This window comes from Collinsella tanakaei, assembly GCF_030373545.1.
Taxonomy (GTDB): domain Bacteria; phylum Actinomycetota; class Coriobacteriia; order Coriobacteriales; family Coriobacteriaceae; genus Collinsella; species Collinsella tanakaei_C.
The window spans coordinates 72,958-95,086 of sequence record NZ_JAUDCO010000005.1 but is presented as its reverse complement, the minus strand read 5'-3'; the positions used below and the strand labels follow the sequence as shown (position 1 = coordinate 95,086).

Below are 22,129 nucleotides of genomic sequence, written 5' to 3'. Positions count from 1 at the left end.
AGCCGGCTATAACGCGCCAAACATGTTCGTACAAGTTATGGCCATAGTATGCTTTTCTTGTTCGTACAAGTCTAGGCTCATAGGGGAACGCCCCGCGAACGGTCGGATTTCTCCGGTGAGCGTTTATCTTGTTCGTACAAGTTTGGTAGGTATTCGCGCTGCTCGCTAGGAGCGCATTGCCGGCGAGGGAGCGACGAGGCCGGAGCCCCTGCCGGCATGCGGCCCAACCGTCTCCCGCACAGAGACCGCGTGCCCCGGGCATTTCGAACTGTCTCCCGCGCTGAGGATACGGTATGCCGTGACGCTGTTTCGGTCGCTTTCCGCACTTGACGCCGCGGGCCGCGGCGTTGATCGGAAGCTCCCGCCCGTTCGTTTTCCGGGTGGCGGCGACGAACGGGGGGCTTCGCCCGTTCGTTTTCCCGAGCATGGCAGAGAATCGCCGTTTGGGGGAGGGTCGCTCGGCACGCCGTCCCGATAGATGATGACGCTTTGTCTGCTTTGGATGATATGTCCGTTACATACGCGTCGGTTCTCGATCCGGTACGCCCTCGGCGGCCCGATCCTACCGTCCGGGAAGCCGGTTCGCGCTCGGGAAGCGGGAAAACCGCCTCCGACCGACGGACACCCCTCCCCCAAACGGCGATTCTCTGCCATGCTCGGGAAAACGAACGTACAGCACCGGAGATCCGACGGAAACGGCCCCGAAGCTACCCCACCTGACGCCGCAGCGCGGTCTCGTGATAGGCGAAGAAGCCCGGGCGCTGGCGCGACACGGTGTATTCGATCATGACGCCGTCCGCGTCGAAGGTGTGCGACCGCATGACGCCCACAGCGTTGAACTCACCGAGGTCGATGTACTTGTAGTCGCTCTCCGTCGCCGCCTCCACGGTTATGGTGCGCTTGCTCGTCCCGATCTTCATGCCGAGCTCGCCTTCCAGGTAGGCGTAGACCGAGTCGGAGATGATCTCGAGCGTGAGCCCGGGTACCTCCTCGGACAGGTAGAAGCTCTCGTCGGTCGAGATGCGCATGTCGTCCGCGCTGCGCGCGCGCATGATATGGGTGAGGTTGCTCCCCACCGCGAACCCGGTCATCTCCGCGAGCTGGTCGTCGGCGATGAGCTCCTCGAGCAGTACGGCATCCGTGTGGGGCGTGAAGCGCAGGCGGGCGGCAAGCTCGTTGAACGTCTCCAAGCCGTTGTAGCCGCTGATATCGTGCAGAGCGGGGTTGCGGATCACACGGACGCCCTTGCCCTGCTGGGACTGGACGTACCCGTCCTCCGCGAGCATACGCAGCGCACGGCGCACGGAGCTGCGCGAACATTCAAACCGCGCGGTAAGCTCCGCCTCGGAGGGTAGGAACGATTGATATGCGAAGGTCCCGTCCTCTATGTTTCCCTTGAGGGCGCGATAGATATCCTGAAATACAGACTTGGGCATGGGATCCACCTATTCGAACAACTTGTTCTCCCCAGTATACCCCGTCGGCATTTCGAACCGATTGCGCACCCTGCGGAACCTGTTGCGAAACGGCGCCTTCAACCCGATCGAACGTGCAGCGGCAGCACGCCTCGGCACGATCGAGCCCCTGCAGACGACGCACCGCCGGATCGGCGAAGTCCCTGCAGACGACGCGCCGCCGGATCGGTAGGGCGGCGCAAGCCGGAGCGCCGCCGGATCGGGAGGGCGGCGTGAGCCGGAACGCCGCCGACTCGGCGAAGCCCCTGAGTGGATGAGCCCTTTACCGTTTCCCGGAAAGCGACCGGACGTATCGCCGGGCACGCCTACGCGGACTCGGCCCGTACGCTGGGGCAGATGTCCGCAAGCGGGCACTCCCCGCAGCGCGGCCGGCGCGCGTCGCAGATCTCCCTGCCCAGCATGATCCACTGATGGTTGACGTCGTTCCAGTACTCGCGCGGCAGGATCTTGAGCAGGTCCTGCTCGGTCTTGAGCGGCTCCTTCTCATGCGTCTTGGGCGAGAGCTTGAGCCGGTGCGCGATGCGGTTCACATGCGTGTCGACCGCGATGCCCTCCACGATGCCGTACCCGACGTTCAGCACGATGTTGGCGGTCTTGCGCCCGACGCCCGGAAGCTTCACGAGCTCCTTCATATCCGCGGGGACCTGCCCGCCGTAGTCCGCCGCGATCATCTGGGCGCACTCGACGCAGTGCTTCGCCTTGGTCTTGTAGAACCCCAGGGACTTGATGACCTCGGCGATTTCGGCCGGGGTCGCCCCCGCCATGGCCTCCGGCGTGGGCCAGCGGCGGAAGAGCTGCGGCGTCACCTTGTTGACCTGGGCATCCGTCGTCTGAGCGGAAAGCAACACCGAGATGACCAGCCGGAAGGGGTTCGCATGGTCCAAGAAGCACTCGACCGGGCCATAGCGTTCGTTGAGACGTCGGCACACCTCGATCGCGCGTTCGCGCTTCGCGGCATTCGTTTCCCTCGGCATCACGCATCAGCCTCCCCGGGCGCATCCTGCTCATCCACTTCGACCTCTACGGCCACCGGCACCGACTCGTCATCCTCGAAGACCCGCGCGGCCTCGCGCTCGTCCTCCATCGCCGTCACCGACCGCAGCTTGCGCTCGATGGCGCGGGTGCGCGTGGTCATGATGCTCTCGACAGTGGAACCGGCACGGTTGATCTGGTCGTACGCCTTCTGCAGCGCCGCCTGGTACCGCGGCAACTCGGCCTTCACGGCCGACAGCACCCGCTGGATCTCGTCGGCGCGACGCTGGAAGGCGAAGCTCTGGTAGCTCATCTGCAGGCTGTTGAGGATGGCCGCCATGGTCGACGGGCCCGCAACGCTCACCTGGTAGTCGCGCTGCAGCGACTCGATGAGGCCGGGAGTGTCGACCACCTCGGCGTACAGCCCCTCAAACGGCAGGAACATGATCGCAAAGTTCGTGGTCTCGGGTACGGAAATATACTTGGTCGAAATGTCCTTCGCCTCGAGCTTGATGCGCTGTTCGAGCTGTTTTCGGGCCGCAGCGAGCCGGTCGGTATCCCCCGCCTCCATGGCACCGCGCAGGTGCTCGTAGGTATCTCCGGGAAACTTGGCGTCGATGGGCAGCCACACGGGATCCGCGCCCTCGACGGGAATCTTCACGGCGAACTCGACGCGCTCGGCAGAACCCGGCCTGGTCGCCACGTTGCGCGCGTACTGCTCGGGCGCCAGGATGTCCGCCAGGATCGCGCCCAGCTGGACCTCGCCCAGCATGCCGCGGGTCTTGACGTTGGCAAGCACGCGTTTGAGGTCGCCCACGCCCGCGGCAATGCCCTGCATGTCGCCAAGGCCCCGGTACACGGCTTCGAGCTGATCGCTCACCTGCTTAAACGAGCGCGCCAGGCGGTTCTCGAGCGTGGCCTGGAGCTTCTCGTCGACCGTAAGGCGCATGCGCTCAAGCTGCCGCTCGTTGTCCTCGCGGATAAGGCCGAGCTGCTGGTCGACGGTTGTGCGGACCTCGCCGATCTTGGCCTCCATGACGTCGCGATTCTGTCCAAGCTGGTTTTGCACCTCGCGGCGAAGAGCGTCCATGCGCACGACGGAGCGGTTGAATTCGCGGGCGACCACGTCGAAGCGCTCGGCATCGACGGCAGCGTCGCTGGCGGCGCGCTGCAGCAGCGCGGCAAGCGACGCATCGGCCCGTGCGCCCGTCGCCGCCAGCTCATCGAGCGCCGCAGCAAGGCGCTCGGCATCCCTGGTCGACGCATCCGCCCGCTCACGGCCTTCCCGCACCTCGCGGGAAAGCCGCACCACAAGCACCACGCATACGGCAGACAGCAGCACGCACACGGCGGCAAGCGCGGCCACACCTATCAGAATGCCCGTATCCACCGGCATGCCTCCCATCGCCCATCGCACGGCGCGCATCTATCGATCCGCCTGCCATTATATCCGGATACCCGCCGCCCTTCGCAGCCGTCACACCATGCCGAGCAGATGGAACGCGGCTCCCTGGAGACGGCTCCACAGATTGCGCAGCAGCTCCATGACCTCTTCCGGCGTGGCGCCGCCGGCGATGAGGGTCAGCACATAGGAAACGACGAATGCGACCGCAAGAACCGCAGGTATGGCGACGAGCATAGCGACGATGCGGAGCACGCCGTGCCACCTGTGCCGGCGAGAGCGCCTCTGGTCATGGATGATCTCGTCCCGATACGCCTGATAGCTTGGAGCGCTCGCTGTTCCCGCTACCGGCAGGCCCCCCGTTGTCCCGCACGCATCATCGCAAGCCGACGGAGCCGGCGGGTGAAACACGCCCCGGCTCTCCCCAGAAGGGCGGCTCGGCGCGCAATCGGCGCGAGATGCACCGGCAAACGCCATCTCGCCCCCATCGCGGGAGGTTTCGATAAATAGATTCATGGCACGCCTCCTATCGAGGCATGCACGGAGAAGGGCCTCCTCATTATGAAACGGACAAGGCGGACTGTCAACGCGATCCTGACAAACGGGAAACCGAGCGTGCGAGCGGCGCGCCTACGCCGCCAGCCTGCCCTCGAGCACCTGAGCGATCAGCCGGTCGACCTCGTAGTCGGGTGCAGGCGTGCCGTCGAGCGACGCGAGCACGGCATCAGCCTGCTCGGACTCGCCGATCGCGGCGAGCACGGAGCAGGCGTAGACGGCAGGGTCGTCCACCAGGGCCCGCGAATCGGAGGTCATCGCCCAGTAGTCGACCGCCTTGTGCCAAAACGCATCGGAAAGATGCTTGACGATGGCGCGTGCGCACGGCGCGATCGATGCGGAGAGCGCGTCGGACAGCCCCGTGCCGGACAGCCCGCGCTCATGGTCGATCTGCGCGCCGAAGCAGCGCATCTGTGAACAGTCGATCCCCAAGGCGTGCGACAGGTTCAAGACGTCGGCAAAGCTCATGTCCAATGTGGAGGTCATACCGGCGACCTGGTCAACATCCTGCGGCCCAAACGTCACCAGCGTTCCGACAGGCGCCGTCGCATCGTCAAACGCGCCGACGACCACCGACGCCTCGCAGGCCATGAGGTCGCCCACAAGCGCACGCCCGTACTCCATATGCGAGATAACCTCGACCTCCGAAGGAAGCATGTACCGGTCCCTCAGGTATGCGGCGACCGCCGGACCGAAGCCGTCATCGCCGTGAAAATCGTTACCGACACAGATGATGGATACCCTCATGGCCTATTCCCCCGCTGTCCAAAAGCCGCATTTCGGCTTCCGTTTTGTCAATCTGCTACCAACTGTACGCAAAGAGGTATAGTCCAGCAGCGCAAAATGGAGTGAGCGGCACCAGAATGGCGGTGGGGGCCAGCACGGGGCGTGCGCACAAAGCAGCCCCGCCGCAACCATGCGACGGGGCCGGCAGAAGAACCTCGAAACGAAGCGCTAGTAGTTGACGACCTGCTCCTCGAAGTAGCTCTTCGGATGAGCGCACACGGGGCACAGCTCCGGAGCGGTCGGACCGACGTGCAGGTGGCCGCAGTTGCCGCACTTCCAGACCTTCACGCCCTCGCGCGTGAAGACCTCGCCCTTCTCGACGCGCTCGGCGAGCTTGAGGTAACGCTCCTCGTGGGCCTTCTCGACGGCACCGACGCCACGGAACTTGGCGGCGATCTCCTTGAAGCCCTCCTCGTCGGCGGTCTTGGCGAACTCGTCGTACATGGTGGTCCACTCGTAGTTCTCGCCTGCGGCGGCATCCTTGAGGTTGGTCAGCGTATCGGGCACGGCGCCGTCATGCAGGTACTTGAACCACAGCTTGGCGTGCTCGGACTCGTTGAGCGCGGTCTCCATGAAGATGTTGGAGATCTGCACGTAACCGTCCTTCTTGGCACGGGACGCATAGTAACGATACTTGGTGTGAGCCTGGGACTCACCCGCAAACGCGGTCTCGAGGTTCTTCTTGGTCTGGGAATTCTCGAAGTCCATTGGTAGCTCCTCCTCTGTGTTGCAGGATCCGAAGACGGTGCGCTTCGGTGTCCTTATTGTAAATGATTCCTAATAAGAAATCATTCCACCCAATGGTCGTATACCCAACTCCACCGACGCTACACACCCTGCCGCTCGCAGCCGAATCGGCACCGGCCCCGGTCACGGAGCGTCGGGGGTGAAAACACCCTGCTGCCGGGGGCGACCGCTTGCGAGATGGCGTTCGGCCGAGGGGCGGCGTGTGTGGAAGTTGCTGGGAAGCCAGGGGTTAAAACACCCTAGGGATTATTTTACATGGCGTATGTAGAAACATACGCCATGTAAAATAATCCCTAGGGTGTTTTAACCCCTGGCTCCCCAGCAACCGGGCTCTCACGCAGCGCCCCCAGCAACCGGGCGTTTTCGCCTCTGGCGCCGCCGCAGCAGGGTGTCCTCGCGCAACACGACCCCGGCAGCAGGGTGTTCTTGCACGGTGCTCCCTCAGCTTAGGCGATGCTCCAGGTCCCGTCGGTTTCGCACGCGAAGCCCTCGCGGACCAGGTCATCCAGAATCGACACGACGTCGGACTCCCCCACCCGCTCGCGTCCCGCGCTAAGCTCAAGCTCGTCCACGCCCGCACGCACCTCATCGAGCGTCAGCGCGCCTGCCCCCGACGCACGCGCATCGAGCAGCATGCGCACGATGTGCGCACGCTTCTGCCTGCGCGACCCCTCGAAACGCGACTGCCTGGTATACGTGCTGGACCGCCGGGATGGATTGGGGATCGTCTTTTTCAGATACGCGCCGTAATCGAGCATCGCGTAGTACCACGAGCGCGGCGTGTCCCCCTCATCAAACGGGACGGCAAACGGGACGCCCGCCTCCTCACCCGTCCCCGGACACGTCGATGCAGCCAGCGGGATGAGCTCGCGGTCGGGCACGCCCGGCACGTCCGGGAAGAAATGGTGCAACAGCACGGTGCGCACATTGGTCTCGAGATAGACGCCCGGAAGGTCGAACGCAAACGCTCGAATGCCCTGGGCGGTCGCTGGACCGATTCCCGGCAGCGCCTTGAGCGCGGCGGTGTCGCTCGGAAAGACCCCGTCGTAGTCGGTGCACACGGTCTCAGCGGCGGCCTTGAGCGCAAGCGCCCGCCGGTTGTAGCCCATACCCTGCCAGGCGGCTAAAACGTCCGCGGTATCGGCGCAGGCGAGCGCAGCCACCGTGGGAAACCGCTCGAGCCACTCCTGCCAGCGCGCAAGCACGCGGGGCACCTGCGTCTGCTGCAGCATGACCTCGGACAGCCAGATCTCATACGGGTCGCGCGTACGCCGCCAGGGCAGGTCGCGATACAGACGGGCCCCTTCCGCCCGAACCGTTGCGCGAAAGGGGTCCTGTGAGATCACGAAGCGCTCCTTAACCTCGCGGCAGGGCGAGCGCCACCCTGTGCCCTACTGGGCCGACCGGCATGCCTCGCCGCACGAAACGTACGAACAGAACGCCGAGCGATCGGCGAACTTGGGGTCGACAGCGGGCGCTCTCTTGCAGTTGACGACATCGTCGAGCGTGACGGAGTCGAGATAGCTGTACACGAGCGCCTGCGTACCGGCCCAGAGGGGATGATAGCAGCAGTCGGCGCTGCGCGCGCAGGAACCGTCGGGAGCGGTGCAGTCGTTCATGGAAAGAGGGCCCTGGACGGCCTCGACGATCTGCCTGATCGTCACCTGGGCGGGATCGACCTTGAGCCGCATGCCGCCATGGACACCGCGCAGGCTCTCCACGATACCGGCCTGCACCAAGCCGTGCTGAATGGACCGTGCGAACGAGTAAGGAACGCCCACCTGCTCTGCAGCGGTGCGCACGGATAGCAAGCCGTCTTCGCCCTGTACCAGCATGGAAAGCATGCGAAGGGCGTAATCGGTCTTACGGGAGATATCCATATCCCCTCCTCGCAGCCGTGCGGCCGACCGTGACGCATCCGAAATGCCCGGACAATCGGCCTGTCAACGCAACCTACCCCCAACCGGGTGAGATTTACTATACACCCAGACATCTGGTGTTCTACATGCTAATTAGAAAATGACCCCTCAATGGGAACAGAAGCATGAAAAAAGGGCATGATGTCGAGACGAACGGCTGCGAAGCAGTCCGCTTCGTCGCCGCCTGGCGGAGCCTCCGCGCAACCAAACGCGGCCCGCGCGCCGCCGCATTGGCCGACCCGAACGTCGGCCCCTGCATGCATTCCCTTGCTTTGGAAATCCGATGGGACGACTCGCGGCCCACGGGAATCGCCCGCCGCAGCCTCACCCATCTGCTCGAAATAGCAAAAAGCCCCGCACAAGGCAGGGCTTATTTTGCGATGGCGGGAAGTACGGGGCTCGAACCCGCGACCTCCGACGTGACAGGCCGGCGCTCTAACCAAACTGAGCTAACTCCCCAGACAGCTCTTTGCTGCGAGAGCTAGTATACACAGACTTCCTCAGGCGGCGCAAGAACTTTTTTTAAAAACTTTGGCGATGCCGCATCGACGCGCAAACAAGACGTCTACCGGCGCACATAGGAACCATCCCCACCTGCTGCCGACCCACAGCCCCCTACAGCTCGACGATCTCGGCGCCGAGAATCTGGCCGGCGCGCACCTGCAGGCGCGCCATGGTGGCGCCGCGCATGCTGCGCGGATAGGTAGGCGAACCGGGGTTGATCAGAAGACCGGTCGAGCGCGGCACGATCACAGGCTTGTGGGTGTGTCCGCACACCGCGACATCCACGCCGCGTTCGGGCAGATCCTCGCGATAGTGCGCCATCGCAAAGCGAAGCCCCTCGTACTCAAAGGTCGCCTGGCGGCGCACATCCGATCCGTAGTCGTAGAAGAAATCGTTGTTGCCCAGCACCGCCTTGAGCGGGGCGATAGTCGCCAGCTCGAAGTAATCGGCCTCGGAGGTCAGGTCGCCGGCATGCAGGATGAGATCGGCGCCCTCGAGCTGCGCGAGCAGCCTGTCGGACAGCCGTCCATGCGTATCCGAGATGATGTCGATGCGCTTCGCACCGTCGCTACCCATGCATGCGACCTTTCTGGGACAACCTAGAGGTTGAGCGCCTTCTTGAGCGGTACGACGCGGCGGCGAGAGACCGGGATACGGTCATCGACCCCGGTGACGCCCAGCTGGATGGCGCCGGTCGCCGCGGTCTCGACGTCCTCGACGCAGGCGAGGTTGACGATGTAGCGACGGTGCACGCGGAAGAAGCCGAAGTCGCCCAGCTTGGACTCGAACTGCGCGAGCGACGTGGTGGACAGGTACCGGTCGTCCTCGGTGAAGATGCAGGAGTAGTCGTCCTTGGCCATGATGTAGCGGATCTGGTCCACCGGGATCAGGACCTTGCGACCGCCCTTCTCGACCGGGATGCGCTCGATGGGCGCCTTGCTCTCGGTCACGGGTTTCACGCGAGCGAGCACCTTGCCGATGGCCTGATCGAGTCGGGCCTCCTCGACGGGCTTGAGCAGATAGTCGACCGCGTCGACGTCGAAAGCCTCGACGGCATGATCGCTGTAGGCGGTCACGAACACGATCGCGGGGGGATTCTTGAGCTTATGGAGGGCCTCAGCGAGCTGGATGCCCGATGCGCCCGGCATGGAGATGTCCAGGAACACGACATCGACCCGATTCTCCATCAGCATCTCGATGGCGGAGCGGACGCTCGCCGCCTCGCTGATGGATCCCATCTTGCCGGTCTGCTCCAGCAAGAAGCGCAGCTCGGAGCGTGCAGGCGCCTCGTCGTCGACGATCATTGCACGTAGCATAAGCGTGTAAATCCCTTCCCGTCAGATTCTGGCGATACGCGGCGCCCCGGCGGCATCCGCGAGCCGTGTAGCTATTCTACAACTCTCTGCCCCAGAATGCTGTTTTCCAAATCCAGCTTGAGCGAAACGGTTGTGCCCCGCCCCTGTTCGGACTCCACATTCGTGGACGAACGCGGACCGTAGAAGCGCAGGATGCGCTCGGAGATGTTGTGCATGGCGACCCCGGCTCCCCCGCCTTGGGGCGCATCACGAGCGGGCACGTCCTCACGCATGTCAAACAGACGCGCCGCCGTCTTGGCATCCATGCCGGCGCCGTCATCCGCCACCTCGATGAGCACGATGCCCTCCTCGGGCATGCTCGCGCGCACCGAGATGTGCAGGGCGCCTTCGTCCTTCATGCCATGGCGAACCGCGTTTTCAACGAGCGGCTGAATGATGAACGAGGGGACGGGCGCACCCTGCGCATCCGACGTGATATCGAAGGTGTCCAGGATGCGGTCCTCGCCGAAGCGGGCCTTCTCGAACAGCAGGTAGCGCGCCGTCTGGGAGATCTCGCGCGACAGCGGGATGAACGAGCCGGAGTTCTCGAGCGTCGCGCGGTAGAACGATGAGAACTCGCGCAACAGCTCGCGGGCGCGCGTGGGGTCGGTCCGGGTAAACGACGCGATGGTGTTCAGGGTGTTGAACAGGAAATGCGGGTTGATCTGGGCCTGCAGGGCGCGCAACTCGGCGCGGGCGGTGAGCTCGTCTTGCAGCTCGAGCTCGTGGATGGCGAGCTGCGTGGAGAGCAGCTCGGCGAACCCGGAAGCCAGTGCGTACTGCGTGCGGTTCACATCATGCGAGCGGCGATAGTAGAACTTGAGCGTGCCCACCGCCTTGTCGCGCACCTTGAGCGGCACGATGATGCCGGCGGGGATGGCGCGATGGGGCGTGCGCTCGCTCGGCACGTCGACCATGTGGGTAAACGACTGGGCGACGCCGTGCTCAAGCACATAGCGCGTCGCGGGCGTGTGGATGAGCGAGCCGGGCGGAAAATCCGAGGCGAGCTCGCCCACGCAGGCGAGCACGCGCTTGTCATCGGTCACGGCGATGGCCATGGCGCGCGTCTCGGGCAGAAGGCGGCAGCAGATGTCCTGCGCGCTGCGCTCGTCCAGGCCCTCCTTGATGATCTCGAGCATCTCCGATGCCGTCGACAGGGCCTGCTCGGTGTAGAGGGAGCGCAGCGAATCGGGGTTCAGGCACAGGTAGATGAAGGCCACCAGGAAGACGCACAGCAGGGCGCAGGCAAGAACCGCGATGATGGGGTCGAGCCCGTGGGACAGGGCGTAGACACAATATGAGGCGAGGCCGAGGGCGCACACGATGGCAAACAACCGCAGCCGCGGCAAGATCCGCGAGCGCGTCGAGATCCGTTCGCTTAGGTGCTTGAGCTTGCGCGGCATGTGCATTCCTCCAACATCTGGGCCAGCTCCGTATCGTTCCACAGGCCGTCCATGATGCTGGGCCAAAAACTCTGGAACTTCAAGTACTTGGTTTTATTCTCGTTGGCATAGCGCTCGGCGCGTGCGATGCCGTCGCGCCAGATGCGCCAGTAGCCCTCGTGCTCGGAGGTAAACATCATGCGGGCGGCAGCGGTCTTGCGGACGCGCTCGTCAAGCTCGCGCGAGAACCACGGCCCGGGATAGGGCATGAGCGAGGCGGGGGTCACAGGCGTCAGGTCGTGCTGGCCGGCGGCATAGCTGAGCTTGGCGCGCTCGTAGTACCAGCGATAGACGTTTTGCATGAAGCGCGGCGAACGGTGGTCGCTCGCGGGCGGAAGGTGCTTGACCGCCCACTCGTTGTCAAACCAGACGTCCATGCCGTGCATGCGCATGTTGAACAGGTAATCCAGGTCCTCGCCGCGCGTGATCCACGGGTCAAAAGCCACGCGCGTGTAGGCGCGGGCGTGCAGGGCAAAGCAGCCGCCGCAGACGTAGTTGGACCGCGAGATGCGCGTCCCCGCAAGGGCGCGGCGCATCCAGCGGTTGAACTCGATGCGCTTGGTCCACCAGCGATGGTTGATGTCGGCTTTGGACGTATCGGCCAGCGGCGAGCCCGAACGGTCGTAATAATACCCGCTCTTGGCAAGAATCGGCAGGCCTTGGCGCGTCAGCTGTCCCAGGGCGTACAGCGCTTGCTTCATGAAGTCGGGGCCGAGCACGAGCTCGTCGTCATCCAAAAAGATCACGGCGTCGTGGGCGAGGATGTTTGCCACGGCGAGCCCCATGTTGCGGATGGCGCCGTATCCGCGCAGCGACACAGGCTCGCCGGGCGCCCGAGGCGCGATCTCGCTCACGCGGTCGCGGATGCGCGCGGCCTCGGTGTTGGAGACGACGGTCACCGTGAGCGAGGGGTGGGAGCGCGCGATGGTCTCGACGCGCTCGCGCGCCGCCGCGGTCGTGGCTGGCGGGCACACCACCAAAACGATGATGCGGCAGATATCGCGCACTTGTTCGAGCGACTTCAGGCACGCGTCGAGCTCGGGCGCAGGGCTGTGCAGGTCGGTGCTGTGGTCGTACGCACCGGGGGCATGAGTATCAGCCGCATCGGCCGCCCAATAGGTCGGTATGACGATTGCGGGATTCATAGGCACCCCTTCCCCGCGCCGCGCGTGACATGCGGGACGGGGGCGCCCGACGCCTCTCGCCCGCTTACTTGCTTGTTGTACCCATCTCGGCCATGCCCTTTTTCACGATATGCGTTTTGGACAGCGAGCGGTACAGCGGATACCCCAAAGCATACATCACGACCGCTTCGCCCACACCCGTGGTCACCAAACCGAACAGGTACATGAACGGCCAGGAGCCGTCGAGCGAGATGGACGTGAAGGGGATGGTGTAAAAGCCGGCGCCCATAAGCAGAATCGGCAGGTAGGCCGGGACGATCAGCGCATTGGCGAGCACGGGGCCGGCAAGCGCCACGAGCGGGCGCTCGCGCATCTTCCAGGTGAACAGGGCGCCCGCGAACGTCGCGAGCGAGCCGAACGTTACGTCGAGCAGTCCGAGCGCGCCGGTTCCCGAGATGGCGATGTTGGCGACGTTGGCGATGACGCATCCCAGCGTCAGACCGGGCACGGCGGCGGGCGTCACGAGCGCGAGCGCGCACAGCGCCTCGGAGATGCGGAACTGGATGGGGCCCCAGGCGAGACTTCCCAAAAAGAGCATGGCCACCAGGGTGCAGGCTGCATACGCGGCGGCGATAACCCCGGCGTGGGCGATGTAGGTCGATTTCATCTGTCGGTCACCTTCTACAAAATCGGAGGGCTTTGCTAAACCGCAGCAAAGCCCTCCGTGTACAAGGCGCGAATTCATGGGCGGCGCCTGCCCATGCGCGTGTCGCACGCGCCCTACGCGACGCCCCTCATGCGGGAGAGCTTTGCTAGCATGACAAGGCCCACAACCAAGAGGATCCCGATGGAAAGCACTCCTAAAGAAGGATTCCCCGTGAGCGATGTCACAACCGATACTAGCAGAGTTCCCATGACGGACGCATACCGTCCGAAAATGTCAAAGAAACCGTAATACTCGTTGGCGCGCTCCTTGGGGATGAGCTTGCCGAAGTAACTGCGCGACAGCGCCTGGATGCCGCCCTGGAACAGGCCGACCGCGATGGCGAGGATCCAAAACTCCGTCGCGGTCTTCAGGAAGAACGCTGCGAACAAGACGATGCAGACATAGGCGGTCACCGCGATCATGATCATGCGCAGCGTGCCGTACGTGCCGGCGAGACGCCCGTAGGCGATCGCCGAGGGGAAGGCCACGAACTGCGTGACGAGCAGCGCGAGGATGAGCTGGGTCGAGTCGATGCCCAGCGACGTGCCGTAGGTGGTGGACATCGAGATGACCGTGTGCACGCCGTCGATATAGAAGAAAAACGCGATCATGTAGATGAGGATGGCGCGGTCGGAGGCGATGCGCTTGAGCGTGGCGAGCAGGCCCTTGAACGTGCGCACGACCTCGCTGCCGAAGGTCTCGCCCGGCTTGAGCTCCTTGGCGAAGCGCTGACGATAGGTGCGCAGCAGCGGCAGGGTGAAGGCAAGCCACCAGATGCCGGTGATGACGAAGGACAGACGCGTGGCGAGCATCATGTCGAGCCCGAGCACGCTGGGACCGAGCATGATGAGCGCGATGCACACGATGAATGGCACGCAGGAGCCGATGTAGCCCCAGGCGTAGCCCGAGCTGGACACGTTGTCCATGCGCTCGTCGGTCGTGACGTCGGGCAGCATGGCGTCGTAAAACGTCATGGAGGAGTTCAGGCCGATCGTGCACAGCACGTAGACGACCAGGAAGGGCATAGCGCCCATGGGGATGGCCTGGGCCAGGCACAAGACGAGTCCCGTCAGGAAGAAGCCCAAGAAGAACTTGATCTTGTTGCCCGCAAAGTCCGCAAGCGACCCCAGCACGGGCATGAGCAGCGCCACGACGAGCGAGGCGACGGTCTGGGCGTTCGCCCAGGCGGTCACGAGCTCGGCCGAGCTCGCCCCGGTGTTGATCGCGTCGAAGTAGATGGGCACGACCGACGTATTCAGCAGCACGAGAGCTGAGTTGCCCACGTCGTACATAACCCAGTTGCGCTCGAGCTTGGTGTATTTCATAGCGGGTTCTCCTGGCCGCAGTCGGATACGAACCCATCTATGGTACGGCAACGCTGCGGACCCGCGCGTCAGGATTCGGTAAGCACGCGGCAGGATGCCGCCCGACAAAAAAGGGGCTGACAAAGGGCTTGTCCCCCTGTCAGTCCCCTTTTGGCGTCATGCCAGGTCAATCCACCGGGTCTCAGTCGTCGGCGCGGCACTCCTCGTCGGCGTCGAGCACGCGGCCCGAGTAGTTCTTGCGCTCGGTTATGGGCACCATGTCCTCGCTGCGGACGAAAAGCGCGCTGGCGCGCCCGTAGTCGTCGAGCGCCCGATCGAAGACCTCGGGGAAGCTCTCGCGCGACTCCTGCCCACCAAACGGGTCGGTCCACGGCCGATGGGCAAGGTTCGCCGTGGCAGCCGGCGCCTCATCGGTCACGGGATGCGCAAGCGAGGAGAGCAGGGAGTAGTTGCGCACGAGCCCCTCGAGCGCGCCCAGTGCGCGGGTGTGCAGGGATCCGGCGGGCTCGATGACGCGGTAGGCGAGCTTCATGTCGGCGACCGCGCCGCCGTACTCCGCGGCCCCCACCTCGAGCCCATAGACGCTGCGGGCAACGTAGCTCATGAGCGCGCCGGCCACCCGATCGATACGCTCCGTGGTGACAAGCTCGTCGGCGGGCGGACAGTCCGCGCAGGTGGCACCCGCACGCTTGCTCTGCAGCATCAAGACGTCCAGGTCGCTCTCGATCACGGCGTGCACCTGGCTGCCGGCGCGTGCGAGGTCGGGGTCAACCTCCTGGATTCCCCACTGCTGCGCATACACGAACGGATGCGCGTTGCGATCGAGGACGTAGTGCGAAAGCATGCCGAGCGCAAACGCGCGCCCGAGGTCGGCATCCCGCGCGGGCAGGCGCCCTACGCCCTCGCGCAGCGCGCGGAACTGCTGAGAGATGCGGCCCGCGTGCATGCGGTGTCCGAGCGCGGTGCTTTCCTTGAAGCCCGGGGTGCGCACGCGGAAGAAAAATGGATCTGGCCCCTGGTTGGCGATCAGAAAGGCGCAGCGCTCCTCTTCGGTGGAGACGATACCGGCAGGAAGGCGCTCCACGCTCTCCTCGCCAAACAGATGATGGGTGATCAATGCGGGCATACCGGGTCCTTTCACGATGCAGCGGCCGGCGCACCGGCCCGGCCGCGATAGCTTCTGGCGCTATTATGCCCACCCGCCCCACGGACATACCGCGCCGACGAAGCTTCCAAATCGCGTCGCCGCTCGACCGCCGCGGCGAGCCAGCCGCGCGCTCGCGGCCTTTTGCCTGCACGTTTTGTGCGCACACTGTAATATAGGGAACATCGGCGGCAACGAGGCCGTGAAGGAGGTGCCCCATGGCAGACGCAAGGTCCCGCCGCGAGAGCGGCGAGGCGCGCACGAGCATGCCCCCAGAGCACCGTTCTTCCGGCATTTCCCGCCGCAACGTGCGTTTGGCATCGGGACGCATGCCGACCGGCTACGCCGCAACGGGCACGGGCAGTGAAGCCGGACGATCTGGACGTCGCGCCGAGAGCACACGGCCCTCTTCCTCTCGCGCCTCATCCGCTTCAACCGAACGTGCAGGCACCGTACGCCGCACCACCGCGACCTCTGGACGCAGCCGCGCGCAACGGCGCGGCACGCGGCCCTCGACAATCGCCAACCTCTTCGGCGCCATCGTCGACACGATTCGCGACGCCCTCCAAGGAGGTGCGCGCCACGACGCCCATCCGCGCGAACGCGGATACGGGCACGGGCACGCCGATCAGCTCCATACCACCTTCCGCTCCGGTTCGGCCGCCTCGACCGTCAGCTCGCTTCGCTCGCAGGGAACGTCAAGCGTCCTAGAGCGCGGACGCTACGGATCGGGCCCCTCGTCCGTGATCGGGCACACCCTGCGACGCGGGCAGCCCTCGTTCTCGCGGGGCCGGAGCCGCAATCGCGGCCGCGACTATGGCCGTGCAGGCGGATGGCGCTCCCCGGCGGCACGGCCGCTCTCGGCAGCCTCCATCGCCGTACCGGCCGCGGCGCTGTTCCTCGTCTTGTTCCTCGTCGGCTCCGTCGTGTCGACCACGCCCGCCGGCATCGCGCCGGAGCAGGAGTCCTCGCAGCTCAACATAGGCACGCTCACGCCCTCGCAGTTCCCCGTCTCCACGCCGGTGTCGCAGTGGGAGCAAGGCGAGATGCCGCATCTGTATCAGACGGACGTCGCCTGGTGCAACCTGCCCTACGGCGGCGGCACGGTCGCCCAAAATGCCTGCGGCCCCACCGCCATGACCATGCTGTACGTGTATTTCACCGGCAACACCGACATGGATCCGGGCACGATGTCGAGCTGGGCGGACGCCAACAACTACGCGCCCACCGGCGCCACCGAATGGTCGTTTATGACGGAGGCAGCCTACGCGTTCGGCTTCTACGCCGAGATGGTCGCGCCCACGCGTCAGACGGTCGAGAGCGCCCTGCGGCAGGGAAACCCCGTCATCTGCGTCGTGGGAGCGGGCGATTTCACCATGCTCGGGCACTATATCATCCTGAAGAGCATCGACGAGCGCGGCATGGTGGAGATCTACGACCCCAACAGCCCCGATACCAGCGCGCGCAAATGGGACCTGGTCCGCGTGCTCAACCAAGCCGACGTCGCCTGGGTCTACTCGGCCGCATAGGATCCAACCAAGCGCCCATCCAAACCAAACGACCGATGCAAGCTATCGGCTGCGCCGGCGTCGCGCGGAGTCTCCCCAGCCGACGCGAACGGCACGCCCCGCGCACCCATCCAAACGCAAAACCCCGATGGCTGCCGGGTGGCAGCCATCGGGGAAAGGAGAGAGGACGTGTTCACGGGGCGTCGCGCCGCGGCGCCCGTACAGACATGCTCGATTACGCGTAGATGCGGGTGCCGGAGAGGCCGGCCATGGTCTCGGCGGCCTTCTCGAGCGCGCCGATGATGCACACGCGGCCCTTGCGGCTGCGCGCGAACTTGATGGCGGCGCGGACCTTGGGCTCCATGGAGCCCTTGCCGAACTGACCCTCGTCAGCGAGCTTCTCCGCCTCGTCTGCAGAGATCTCCTCGAGATCGGTCTGGTCGGGCTTGCCCCAGTTGATAGCGACGTGGTCGACCGCAGTCAGCAGGAACAGCACGTCGGCGCCGCAGTCCTCGGCGAGCAGCTCGCCGCCCATATCCTTGTCGATAACGGCAGCGACGCCCTTGTAGCAGCCCTTGTTGTTGTAGTCGCGCACGACCGGGATGCCACCGCCACCGCAGGCGATGACGATGAACTCGTTGTCGAGGAGGTTCAGGATGGAGTCGGCCTCGACGATCTTCTTGGGCTCGGGCGAGGCGACGACGCGACGCCAGCCGCGACCGGAGTCCTCGACGAAGGTCATGTCGGGGTTCTCGGCCATGATCTGCTTGGCCTGCTCCTCGGTGTAGAACGGGCCGATGGGCTTCGTGGGGTTGGCGAACGCCGGATCGTCCGGATCGCACTCGATCTGGGTCACGACCGTGGCAGCGTGCCAGCGCTTATAGCGACGGTGCATCTCGCGGCCGATGCCCTGCTGCAGGTGATAGCCGATGTAGCCCTGGCTCATGGCGCCGCACTCGGGCAGGTCCATGGACGGGGTGCCGATGGCGTCGTGAGCGGCGGCGAAGGCGTTCTGGATCATGCCGACCTGCGGGCCGTTGCCATGGGTGATGATGATCTCGTTACCCTGCTCAATAAGACCGAGCAGCGCGTGGGCGGCGGCGCCGACCTTCTCGATCTGCTCCTCGGGGGTGTCACCCAAGGCATTGCCTCCCAGGGCGACGACGATGCGATCGGGCTTGCCGAAAGGCTTGGACATGGGAAACCCCTTTCTTGATGGCACGCGCGACCTCGTGGCGCCCGCGCGTTTTCATTACTCTATTGAGTATACTCAGCCACCCAGTTTTTATTCATTTCTTTGGCGAGAGCCGGTGAACGGTACCTTTTCGCCGCCCAGCGTATATTTGTGCCTGATTTTTGTATTATCACAGGTAAATAGTATTGTATTTCAGCCAATCCAAAACGGACGAAGCGTCCCGTATTTCGGATATCCAAGCCTTCTGTTCCTCCGTTTTATGCATATGTATCCCTTCTCATGCATTGGTGCACCGCCTTGCTAAAGCGCGCGCTGCACAAAATGCCCCCGGCTCACCAAAGCGAACCGGGGGCATGCACGCAAGGCGCGCCAACCGAGTGCGCGCCGATGTTATCGGGTTCTACAGCGGGCGGATGAGGATGAACGGCGTGAGCTCGGTGCCCTGCCCCGCCGGATTGTCGGCGATCAGGGCGCGCAGGTCGTCGTCGGTCAGCGCAAGCGACGAACTGCGGCCGAGGATCTCGACGTTGATGTTGTTGGCATCCACGATCATCATCTGCACGCCGAGCTCGCGCTCCACCTCATCGCAAACGCCGTCGGGATCCGCCGGGATGCGCACGCCCATGTGGGCATACGTGTCGAACTCCGCTCCGTAGAAGCCGTCGAGACCGGCGACCTCGCGGCCCGTCATCTCGTAGAAGACGCCGTGCTTTCCGAAGAGCTTGGCCACGCCGGCACAGATAGCTGCCCACAGCACGCGCGGGGCACCGCATTCGTTGATCGCGAACTGCATCTTGGCGGGATGCTTCACGCCGAACGCGTCGGGCGTGCCGCTGGCAAACGGCGCCAGAAAGCGCGCGAGCAGGCCCGGCTCGACATCCTTCTCGTACACCACACGCCCCTGGCAAAGCGCCACGACCTTCTCGCTCGAGGACAGGATGTCGCCGGGCTGCCAGACGGGCAGTACGTACTCGCGGATCAGATCGAGATAGCTCTCCCCGATCTCGACGAACCGCGTGCGGATGGCGTGACGCGCGTAGCGCTTGCCGCCGACCTCGACCTCGATGGGGTGCCCCTCATTCATGTTGAATTCCATGGTGTGCTCCTTTGCGTTTGTCCTGGTACCTACTTCGGTCTTGCTAGTGCGATCGCGCTACGCCGCAGCTCGCCCGCAGCTCGCAGCGTCCTTCCGGCCCACTGCACCGCGGCTTTCGCGCCGGTTGTGCGGATACCGCCGCCGCATCGCGCGTCGTCGCCCGCATACAACGCGAACGTCGCGGCCCGCCGGATAAAGCAGGTCGCGACGTTCGCGATAGACCGCTATTCGATTGATGCCAAGCTGCGCCGCGCGCGCAAAGCGCACGGCGGGCAGCGCGATCGCTAGTAGGCCAGGTGCATCCCCGGCGCCTTGAACTCGTGCAGGCGCTTGACGAAGGCAGCTCGGGCTTGCGGCTCGTATGCCAAATGCACCGAACCCCCTCCCGTCACGTTTTTGAGCAACCACGAGGTGAAATCGGGGTTGAGCGGGAGCAGAGGACCGATGATCCAGGTGGCAAACAGGTTGTTGATGCGGAAGCCCTCGAGCTTGCTGCGCTCATCAAGGCCCCAGCCGGCGCGGTCCTCGATAAAGAAGCGCCCTGCGTTGTCGCCGGCGACCTGGGTGAACTGAATCTTAAAGCCCACGACGTCCAGGGGCTCGGCACCCGGAGCGGGTACGAACGAACCGGACTGCACGCACAGGTAGCGCGTAGCGGTATCGCGGGCCACCTCGGCGTCGATGATGCCCAGGCCCTCGATGCGCTCGCCGCGCGCATCGGTAATGCGGCGGCAAAGCGTCTCGGGAGCGTTGCCGGTGAACAGCATGAACACGCCGTCGTCGACGAGCTCGGCCAGGCGGTCGCGATAGGGCTTGAGCTGCTCGATCGCCGTGACCTGCTGGCCTTCGGTCATGCCGCACATGACGATGAGGTCGGGGCGGTGCTCGGCAAAATAGGGCACGTCGCCGTGGGAGGTCTCGATAAACGTCGCATCGGGCAGGCAGGCGCGCAGGTACATGACGTTGCCGTTGTCGCCCGCCTGGTTGCCGTACTCCGGGAACAGCACCTCGATGACCGGGGCAGCCGACGATGTCGGACGCGAGGATGCGCCGCCATCGGACTCGGCCACCGACGGCGAGGCCGGGCCGCCCTGCTCCCCCGCCTCGATGCGGTGGATGAGTCGGCTGCGGCTCTTGTCGACATCGGCGCCGTTGAAGATGTCGTAGGCCCAGAAGATGTTGTCGACGCCGCACGACAGGTCGACGGCGTCGGCCGCCTCGTCGGGCGTCGTGACCATGTAGAGCTTGGTGGGATCGATGCCGGCCAGGCTCAGGCGCAGCAGCAGGTCCTCGTTGGTCACACCCTGCACGATCACCTGCTTGATGGCCGGATCGGTCAGGTACTCGAAGTCGGACTGGTAGTACCAACCGATGTACTCGGTCGTTGTGGGGCTCTCGGCCTTGTGCGCGTCGGCGAGCATAAGGATGACGATCTTGTCGCCCGGCTCGCGTCGGATGGTGTCAAGCGCCACCGAAGTCGCCGTGCTGTTCTCGCCCTTGGATGCAAGCGCCACCAGACGCTTGCCTCCCACTTCCTGCTCAGCGTAGCGCGCGGCGGTCACGTTGATGCCGCGCTCGAGCGACGCGGCGATCGCGGCGGGCGCAAGGCCCATCTCGCGTGCCACGACGGTCGCGGCGAACAGGTTGTACAGGTTGGTGAGGGAATACACGCCGAAGCGGTAGGTGTACTCGGGAAGCCCGTCCGCCGCGTTCTCGCGCACCGTGAACGTATGCGCGTCGCGGTCGACGGCGATGACCTCGTAGGCGGGGTCAGGGTTGGTGAATCCGCACGAAGTGCAGTGCGCATGGCCAAGATGGCGCAGGTGGCAATAGTCGTACTCCAGCTTGCCGCCGCACTCGGGACAGGCGGTGAGGTCGCATACGATGCCCTGCGGGTCAGGGGTGTCCTCGGCCAGCGGGCCGAGCGAGAAATACACGCGGTTGGTGTTCTGCGGCGCCAAGCGGCAGCTGATGAGGTCATCAGCGTTGAGGATGAGCTTGGTCTTGGGCGAGATGTGCTCGCTCATGACCGAGAAGATGAACTCGGGGTTGGCGTTGCGCGCAAACGAATCGCGGTACAGATTGGTAACCAGGATGATCTCGGGCGTGACGTCGGGCAGCACGCGGCGGAACGACAGCTCGTCAAGCTCCATGACCGCGGTGTCCTTGCGCTGACGGCCCGAAAGCGTCGCGTTTTTGACGAACGTGCTCTCGATGCCGGTCCTGATGTTGCCGCCTGCGCGGTTATCGATCAGATCGATACCGTTGTCGGCAAGCAGGTCGTTCAACAGGTTGTTCGTCGTGGTCTTACCGTTGGTGCCCGAGACGAACACGATATGGGCAGGCTTGTCGATATGGTCGAGGAACGCCGGGTCGAACTTCTCGGCGATGACGCCGGGCATCTGACCAGCGTTGCGGCGCAGCAGCTTGAGTCCCGCCACGGCGGCCTTGGCGGCAGCCATGGCCAGATGGAAGCGAGGTCCGCGACGGCCCTGAACGGCAGTGCTCAAGGTTGGCTCCTTTACGTACGAACAGCCAGCCAGGCTGGCAAAACGGTGCAGCTGACCATTATACGGCAGGCATGGATTTGGAGTGCATCCTCAGAATCCCTTCACCCTCTGCTCAAGTGCTCCCCACAATCGGAAGCTCGAGAACCGCCCGGACCTGCCGCAGGAGCCCATGACGATCGCCCGCCATGCCGGAACCCGCCGCAGCAACCCTTTTGCCCGTACAGGCAAGAAACCGCTGAAACCGCGGCAAAATACCGACCTCCGATCGGGAGCCGTCGGCCATTCCCGCCCGCCTCGCGCGCTCGTAATCCTCATCGTGGTCACGAGACAACGATTACTGAAGCATGGCCACCCCTAAAGGCGA

The 22,129-nt window shown here is 64.6% G+C and carries 20 protein-coding genes and 1 tRNA gene; 2 read left to right on the top strand and 19 right to left on the bottom strand.

The genetic code is table 11. The features are described from left to right. Window positions 1–707: 707 nt before the first annotated feature. Entirely contained in the window at window positions 708–1,436 is a 729-nt protein-coding gene (locus tag QUW00_RS05810) for a UTRA domain-containing protein (RefSeq protein WP_289613441.1), read from the bottom strand. On the opposite strand from QUW00_RS05810, the gene QUW00_RS05805 reads away from it, so the two are divergent. After that, window positions 1,435–1,647, top strand: coding sequence for a hypothetical protein (locus QUW00_RS05805; RefSeq protein ID WP_289613440.1), 213 nt, complete (start codon window positions 1,435–1,437; stop codon window positions 1,645–1,647). The genes QUW00_RS05810 and QUW00_RS05805 overlap by 2 nt on opposite strands. 133 nt (window positions 1,648–1,780) lie before the next feature. On the opposite strand, the gene nth is transcribed toward QUW00_RS05805, so the two are convergent. The 15 genes from nth to QUW00_RS05730 form a co-directional block, all read right to left on the bottom strand. Continuing rightward, entirely contained in the window at window positions 1,781–2,449 is a 669-nt protein-coding gene (nth, locus tag QUW00_RS05800) for an endonuclease III (RefSeq protein ID WP_289613522.1), read from the bottom strand. Continuing rightward, window positions 2,449–3,843 (bottom strand): DNA recombination protein RmuC, encoded by a 1,395-nt coding sequence (locus QUW00_RS05795; protein WP_436232157.1) that lies wholly within the window; start codon window positions 3,841–3,843, stop codon window positions 2,449–2,451. Before QUW00_RS05795 ends, nth begins: the two co-directional genes overlap by 1 nt. Window positions 3,844–3,924: 81 nt before the next feature. Continuing rightward, window positions 3,925–4,104, bottom strand: a complete 180-nt coding sequence (locus QUW00_RS05790) for a hypothetical protein (protein ID WP_289613438.1) — start codon at window positions 4,102–4,104, stop codon at window positions 3,925–3,927. Between the two features lie 375 nt (window positions 4,105–4,479). After that, the gene (locus tag QUW00_RS05785; protein WP_289613437.1) at window positions 4,480–5,151 is read right to left on the bottom strand and encodes a hydrogenase maturation protease; all 672 of its coding nucleotides are present in this window, start codon (window positions 5,149–5,151) and stop codon (window positions 4,480–4,482) included. 207 nt (window positions 5,152–5,358) lie between these two features. After that, window positions 5,359–5,898: a rubrerythrin gene (rbr, locus tag QUW00_RS05780; protein ID WP_289613436.1), complete on the bottom strand. Its 540-nt coding sequence runs from the start codon at window positions 5,896–5,898 to the stop codon at window positions 5,359–5,361. Between the two features lie 485 nt (window positions 5,899–6,383). Continuing rightward, window positions 6,384–7,280: an adenine glycosylase gene (locus tag QUW00_RS05775; protein WP_289613521.1), complete on the bottom strand. Its 897-nt coding sequence runs from the start codon at window positions 7,278–7,280 to the stop codon at window positions 6,384–6,386. Between the two features lie 48 nt (window positions 7,281–7,328). Continuing rightward, window positions 7,329–7,817 carry an RrF2 family transcriptional regulator gene (locus QUW00_RS05770; protein WP_289613435.1) on the bottom strand — a complete coding sequence of 163 codons (489 nt, stop codon included), beginning with the start codon at window positions 7,815–7,817 and terminating at the stop codon, window positions 7,329–7,331. 420 nt (window positions 7,818–8,237) lie between these two features. Then, a tRNA-Asp gene (locus QUW00_RS05765) sits at window positions 8,238–8,315 on the bottom strand. 156 nt (window positions 8,316–8,471) lie between these two features. After that, entirely contained in the window at window positions 8,472–8,936 is a 465-nt protein-coding gene (locus QUW00_RS05760) for a metallophosphoesterase family protein (protein ID WP_289613434.1), read from the bottom strand. 23 nt (window positions 8,937–8,959) lie between these two features. Continuing rightward, on the bottom strand, window positions 8,960–9,676 hold the full coding sequence (locus tag QUW00_RS05755) for a LytR/AlgR family response regulator transcription factor (RefSeq protein ID WP_289613433.1): 717 nt from the start codon (window positions 9,674–9,676) through the stop codon (window positions 8,960–8,962). Window positions 9,677–9,747: 71 nt separating this feature from the next. Next, entirely contained in the window at window positions 9,748–11,118 is a 1,371-nt protein-coding gene (locus tag QUW00_RS05750; protein ID WP_289613432.1) for a histidine kinase, read from the bottom strand. Next, the gene (locus QUW00_RS05745) at window positions 11,094–12,302 is read right to left on the bottom strand and encodes a glycosyltransferase (protein WP_289613431.1); all 1,209 of its coding nucleotides are present in this window, start codon (window positions 12,300–12,302) and stop codon (window positions 11,094–11,096) included. Before QUW00_RS05745 ends, QUW00_RS05750 begins: the two co-directional genes overlap by 25 nt. Window positions 12,303–12,366: 64 nt before the next feature. Continuing rightward, a complete protein-coding gene (locus tag QUW00_RS05740; protein WP_289613430.1) occupies window positions 12,367–12,948 on the bottom strand; it encodes a QueT transporter family protein in 582 nt (193 codons plus the stop codon). A gap of 113 nt (window positions 12,949–13,061) precedes the next feature. After that, window positions 13,062–14,312, bottom strand: coding sequence for an MFS transporter (locus tag QUW00_RS05735; RefSeq protein ID WP_289613429.1), 1,251 nt, complete (start codon window positions 14,310–14,312; stop codon window positions 13,062–13,064). A 181-nt stretch (window positions 14,313–14,493) separates the two neighbouring features. Next, window positions 14,494–15,438, bottom strand: a complete 945-nt coding sequence (locus QUW00_RS05730; RefSeq protein WP_289613428.1) for a zinc dependent phospholipase C family protein — start codon at window positions 15,436–15,438, stop codon at window positions 14,494–14,496. Between the two features lie 236 nt (window positions 15,439–15,674). Here QUW00_RS05730 and QUW00_RS05725 point away from each other — a divergent pair, with 236 nt between their 5' ends. After that, complete coding sequence (locus tag QUW00_RS05725) at window positions 15,675–16,985, top strand: C39 family peptidase (RefSeq protein WP_289613427.1); 1,311 nt, start codon at window positions 15,675–15,677, stop codon at window positions 16,983–16,985. Between the two features lie 214 nt (window positions 16,986–17,199). On the opposite strand, the gene arcC is transcribed toward QUW00_RS05725, so the two are convergent. From arcC to QUW00_RS05710, 3 genes are all read right to left on the bottom strand, one after another. Then, entirely contained in the window at window positions 17,200–18,162 is a 963-nt protein-coding gene (arcC, locus tag QUW00_RS05720; RefSeq protein WP_289613426.1) for a carbamate kinase, read from the bottom strand. A gap of 397 nt (window positions 18,163–18,559) precedes the next feature. After that, window positions 18,560–19,255: a hypothetical protein gene (locus QUW00_RS05715; protein ID WP_289613425.1), complete on the bottom strand. Its 696-nt coding sequence runs from the start codon at window positions 19,253–19,255 to the stop codon at window positions 18,560–18,562. 284 nt (window positions 19,256–19,539) lie between these two features. Continuing rightward, entirely contained in the window at window positions 19,540–21,765 is a 2,226-nt protein-coding gene (locus QUW00_RS05710) for a MurT ligase domain-containing protein (protein ID WP_289613424.1), read from the bottom strand. Window positions 21,766–22,129: the final 364 nt, after the last annotated feature.